This is a genomic window from uncultured Romboutsia sp., from assembly GCF_958366745.1.
GTDB classification, from domain to species: Bacteria; Bacillota; Clostridia; order Peptostreptococcales; family Peptostreptococcaceae; genus Romboutsia; species Romboutsia timonensis.
On record NZ_CATXCO010000282.1, the window covers coordinates 1 to 2,693 of the forward strand.

General features: G+C 25.1%; 2 protein-coding genes. Both read left to right on the forward strand.

Annotation, left to right across the window (positions count from 1 at the left end):
• On the forward strand, positions 1–2,414 hold a 2,414-nt coding region (locus Q5F54_RS12725; protein WP_302334552.1), incomplete at its 5' end, for a sensor histidine kinase.
• 134 nt (positions 2,415–2,548) lie between these two features.
• A partial coding sequence (locus Q5F54_RS12730) for a redoxin domain-containing protein (protein WP_302334553.1) occupies positions 2,549–2,693 on the forward strand: 145 nt, incomplete at its 3' end.

A 2,693-nucleotide genomic window follows, 5' to 3' on the forward strand; every position in this document is an offset into this window, starting at 1 on the left:
AAGTAACACAATACATAAATGATATAGAAGATGAAAACTCTATTCCAGCAAATCAAGTTGGAGCGATAATAAGAGATATCAAAGGAAATTTATGGGTAGGTACTACAAATGGACTTGCTAGATACAATGAAAAAAATGACAGTTTTGATGTTTATAAAAATAAAGTTTATGATAAAAATAGCTTAGTATATAACGATGTAAGGTCTATTATAGAAGATAGAGAAGGCGTTTTATGGGTTGGTACATATTCTGGAATAAGTATATTTGATACAGAAAGTAGTATAAAATACTACAATGCAGGTTTAGATGACGGATACTTATTAAGTGAAAATATGGTTCACGGAATCTATGAAGATGATGAAGGATATTTATGGATTGGTAGTAGAACTAAAGGTGTCAATATAATCGATAGGGAAAATAATACATCTAAATCTATTAATATGGAAAATAACAATGTAATACAAAGCAATAGTATAAATGACATTACAGGGTATAAAGATTTTATATTTGTAGCTACAGATGCTGGAGTATTAAAAATTAATAAAAAAGAAAATACAATACAAAACTATAATCTAGAAGATGGATTAATAGGAGAAAATGTTAAAGATATTTTTGTATGTGATAAAAATTATCTATGGATAGGAAGTACAAATGGTTTAAATTTACTTGATATAGAAAATGATAAAATCATAGATATGACTGATTATGTAGATGAAGGTTCATATGTTAGATATGTATATCAAGGACAAGATGGAAGTTACTATATAGGATTTTTAAGAGATGGTGGACTTGGAATTATAGAACCTAACTCTAAAGAAACTAAATACTATAAAAATATACCTAATGATAAAACTAGTATAAGTAGTAATCGTATAAGATATATAAATGAAGACTCAAAAGGAAACATATGGATCGGTACAAGTTACGGTTTAAATAAATACGATCCTAAAACAAAAGTGTTTAAAAGGTATACAACAAGTGATGGTATAGCTAATAATACTATATATGGAGTATTAGTAGATGATAATGATAATATTTGGGTAAGTACCAATAAAGGTATTAGCCAAATAGATACTAAAAATAACACTGTAAATAACCTAAGTGTTACAGATGGACTTCAAGGGAATGAGTTTAATGGAAATGCAGCATTTAAAAGTAAAAGTGGAGAATTATTCTTTGGTGGGATAAATGGATTAAATGCATTTTATTCAGAGGACGTAAATAGTATTAATAATAAATCAAAAGTAATATTTGATGGATTTAAAGTTAACGATAAAGATTACTTAGATATAAATGGATTAAAGTTTGACAACAATACAGAAAATATTAAAATCAAGTTCTTTACTCCTGTATATTCAAGTAATAAAAATATAAGTTATGAATATGAGTTAATAGGATCAAATTCATCTAAAGCAACAACTAAAGAAAATTATGTTATATATAATGATTTATTGCCAGGAAAATATACTTTTAAAGTTAGAGCAGTAGATAGTAGAGGAGATATAAGTGATAGTGAAACCATGGAGTTTTCTATTAAATATCCATTTTGGATGAGCCCAATTGCTTGCTTTATATATTTAGTTATTGCTATATTATTTATAATAAATAATAAGTATAAGTTAAAATACCTAGATAGATTAGTAAAGTCAAGAACTAAAGAACTTGAAGAACAAATGATAAAAAATGAAGAGTTATATAATAATAATATAAAAATCGAGGAAAATAAGAATAAATACTTAGTTAATTTATCTCATGAGCTTAGAACTCCTCTAAATGTAATAAGTAGTACGAATCAATTATTACTAGAATTATCTAAAAAGGATGCTATTAAGTCAGATAAATTAGCTTACTATATAGATATTTCTGAGAGGAATTGTAATAGATTATTAAATCTTGTTAACAATATATTAGATAATATTAAGTTACAAAGCAAAATGTATACCTTAAATTTAAAGGAAGTAGACATAATATACTTAGTTGAAGAAACATCTTTAACTTTAATTGACTATATAAAATCTAAATCTATAGAACTTATAATAGATCCTGAGGTTGAAGAAAAGATTATATTATGTGATGATTATGAAATAGAAAGATGTATAGTAAATCTAGTAAGTAACGCAGCTAAGTTTACACCAGAAGGTGGAAATATAACTATAACTATAAAGGATTTAGATGATAAAGTTATGATTAGTGTATTAGATACTGGAGTTGGAATTGAAGAAAAATATCATAAAACGATATTTGATAGATTTAATCAAGTAGATAATGATGAATCAAAAGGTGGAAGTGGATTAGGTCTTAGTATAACTAGCAAAATAGTAGAGCTGCATAAAGGTGAAATATACGTAGAAAGTAAGGTAGGAGAAGGTAGTAATTTTGTTATAATATTACCTGTAGATCCAAATAAAGAATAAAATAATTATAAAAATAACCTAGTTTTAACCTAGGTTATTTTTTATATTAAGATAATATAAACTATATATACTAATGTTTAAATATAAGTATATTTGGTATAATATGTAATATAAAACAAACAAAGGAGTAAAATATGTTAGAAGCAGGAGTAAAAGCACCAGAATTTAAATTACAAGATAAAGATGGAAATTTAGTAAGTTTATCAGATTTTAAAAATAAAAAAATAGTATTATATTTTTATCCAAGAGATAATACACCAGGATGTACTAAACAAGCAT